2 protein-coding genes and 1 pseudogene are annotated in these 3,163 nt (G+C 35.0%); all 3 read left to right on the forward strand.

Annotated features, from left to right (window positions below; translation table 11 throughout):
- Positions 1–106: 106 nt before the first annotated feature.
- A pseudogene (locus tag ACTQ50_RS19315) lies at positions 107–754 on the forward strand (linear amide C-N hydrolase); the annotation flags it as partial.
- A gap of 38 nt (positions 755–792) precedes the next feature.
- Positions 793–1,473, forward strand: a complete 681-nt coding sequence (locus tag ACTQ50_RS19320; protein ID WP_441485522.1) for a GTP pyrophosphokinase — start codon at positions 793–795, stop codon at positions 1,471–1,473.
- Between the two features lie 35 nt (positions 1,474–1,508).
- Positions 1,509–3,077 carry a cardiolipin synthase gene (gene cls, locus ACTQ50_RS19325; RefSeq protein ID WP_441485523.1) on the forward strand — a complete coding sequence of 523 codons (1,569 nt, stop codon included), beginning with the start codon at positions 1,509–1,511 and terminating at the stop codon, positions 3,075–3,077.
- The last annotated feature ends 86 nt before the right edge of the window (positions 3,078–3,163 follow it).

Genomic DNA, 3,163 nt, shown 5'->3' on the forward strand with positions numbered 1-3,163 from the left:
GAAAAACTCCAATCTATCAAAAATCGCATGTGAATTATAGTGAATTACTCCAACTCGCAAAGGGCTGGGGTAATTTTATATCTGACCGCATTATTATTTGGCGGTTACTTTAGTTGAAGTTCGCGAGCTTCTTGAACGAATTAATATTGTTAATACTCCTTTCAGCGAGCAATTACCATTAGCACAATTACACTGGATCATTTCTGATGAGAATGAGTCAATTACGGTAGAATCTATGTCAGATGGTTTGCATATTTATGACAATCCAGTAGGAGTGCTTACGAATAATCCTCCATTTCCACAGCAGATGTTTCAACTAAATAATTATATGTATTTATCTCCTAAACAGCCCAGAAATACTTTCTGCGAAAATTTGGCTCTTGATGCATATAGTAGAGGTATGGGAGGATTAGGTCTTCCGGGAGATCTCTCATCTTCCTCACGCTTTGTACGTGTAGCTTTTACAAAGGTAAATGCAATTTCAGGTGAATCAGAGGAAGAAAGCGTTAGCCAATTCTTCCACATTCTCGGATCTGTGGATCAGCAACGAGGATGTTGCGAAGTAGCGGATGGAAAATATGAAATCACATTGTATACGTCGTGTTGTAATGTTACAAAAGGTATTTATTATTACAATACTTATGAAAACCATCAGATCAGTGCAGTAGATATGCATGTAGAAAATCTGGATAGTGATAAAATGATTTGTTATCCAGTAATTCAAGGAGAACGAATCAACTATCAAAATAAATAATGTTTTGAAATCAGGGATGAGGTAGAAAGGAAAGTTCCATGACAAAAGATGAAGTAAAAAAACTCAGGATGAACAGTCCGGAATCACTACAGTTTTTAAATAATGCTACAAAATTTTATAATTTAATGATGATGTATCGTTGTGCTATTCGGGAGATACAAACTAAACTTGAGGTTTTGGATGATGAATTTTCAGTTGAGAACAATCGAAATCCTATTTCTTTTATAAAAACAAGAATTAATCAGCCCAATAGTATTTACGATAAACTGCAGAAGATGGGATATGAATTTACAACAGAAAATATACAGACATATCTCAATGATGTAGCAGGCGTTCGAATAGTTTGTGCGTTTATTGACAATATTTATATGATATCAGATTTGATTACCCAACAGGATGATATTAAAGTTATTGAAATAAAAGATTATATAAAAAATCCAAAATCGAATGGTTATCGAAGCTATCATATGATTGTTGAAATACCAGTATTTTTTGCTAAGGGTAAAACACCTATGCGTGTAGAATTACAGATTCGAACCAATGGTATGGATTTCTGGGCAACATTGGAACATCAACTTCGCTATAAAAAAGGAATTGAAGAAATGCCTGGCTATGATGAGATAAGTGAAGAATTACTTCATTCTGCAAGAGCTATCATTGAAGCAGATAATGAAATGCAGAGAATAAAAGACAAAATTGGTATGTTCCACGAAATTTAGGAAGAAAACTGAGCAAGTAGGAAGGTGGAATATATATGAAACAAGATACTTTAGAGGGCAAAGCAAAAACAAAAAATGGGGTAAAACGGCTGTGTTTTTCCATAATCTGCATTCTTCTGGAAGTGATTTTTATTATTACTATCGTAACACGCTTGAATGAATATGCAGAAATCATAAATTTATTTACAAGGATTTTGAGTGGGATCTTGGTTTTGGGATTGTACGCATCAAATAAGACATCCTCTATGAAAATGCCTTGGGTCATCTTAATTCTAATTTTCCCAATTATGGGTGTAGGCCTGTATTTGTTGATTGGTTTGAATGGTGGCACACATAAAATGCGTGAGCGATATGCAGAAATTGATAGCAAATTGTTACCAATGCTTCCGGACAGTCAGGAGTGTTTGAGCAAAATAAAAGAAACAATTCCGAAAGCAGGAAATATAGCAAGTTACATACAAAGAAATTCGCAGTATCCAATCTATCAGAATACGGATATTGTGTATTTTGATGAAGCAGTGAAAGGATTAGAGGCACAGCTTAAGGATTTGGAGAAAGCACAGAAGTTTATCTTTATGGAATATCATGCGATAGAAGACGCTGAAGCATGGCATAAGATTCAAGATGTTCTGGAAGAGCGAGTAAAAGCAGGTGTGGAAGTTAGAGTATTCTACGATGATATGGGTTCTATAGGCTTTATTAACACAGATTTTGTGAAAAAGATGGAAGCAATAGGAATTCATTGCCGTGTATTCAATCCGTTTATGCCAGGTTTAAATCTGTTTTTGAACAATCGTGATCATAGAAAAATAACAGTTATTGATGGAAAAGTCGGATTTACAGGTGGATATAATCTAGCAAACGAATATTTTAATTACACACACCCGTATGGACAGTGGAAAGATACAGGTATTCGTTTAGAAGGAGATGCTGTTCAGTCGCTTACGGTGACATTTTTGGAAATGTGGAATGCAGTAAGTGATAAGGATGCTAATGATTCTGATTTTAGTAAATACCTTTTCCACTATGATTATGCGGCACAGCAAACTGGGTTTGTTCAACCTTATGCAGACAGCCCTATGGATAATGAGCAAGTAGGAGAAGAAGTTTATATCAGTATGATAAATAAAGCTGAAAAATATTGTTGGTTTATGACTCCATATCTAATCATAACAGATGAAATGACGCATGCGTTATGTCTGGCTGCTAAGCGAGGGGTAGACGTAAGAATTATCACACCTGGTATCCCTGATAAAAAATTCATTTATAATATAACTCGTTCTTTTTATCATGGATTAGTTAAACATGGTGTTCGTGTTTATGAGTGGACTCCTGGTTTCTGTCATGCAAAAATGAGTGTGGCAGATGACTGTATGGCAACTTGTGGAACAATTAATCTGGATTATCGAAGTTTATATCACCATTTTGAAAACGGCTGTTTTATGGCAGATTGTCAGGCAGTTGTGGAAATAAAAAATGATCTGATAAGAACGATGGGAGAATGTCGTGATGTGACAGACCAATATCAAACCGGACGAAGTGCATATTTGCGACTGGGACAATTATTTATGAGATTATTTGAGAGTATGAAACTTTTTCTGTAAAATAATGTTTAGAAGGTTCTTCTATGATACAATAAATATCATTAGGAGGGCCTTTTATTATGGCAAGACAAAAGAAACCTGTACAT

This window comes from Blautia sp. Sow4_E7 (assembly GCF_052116245.1).
Classification (GTDB): Bacteria; Bacillota; Clostridia; order Lachnospirales; family Lachnospiraceae; genus Blautia_A.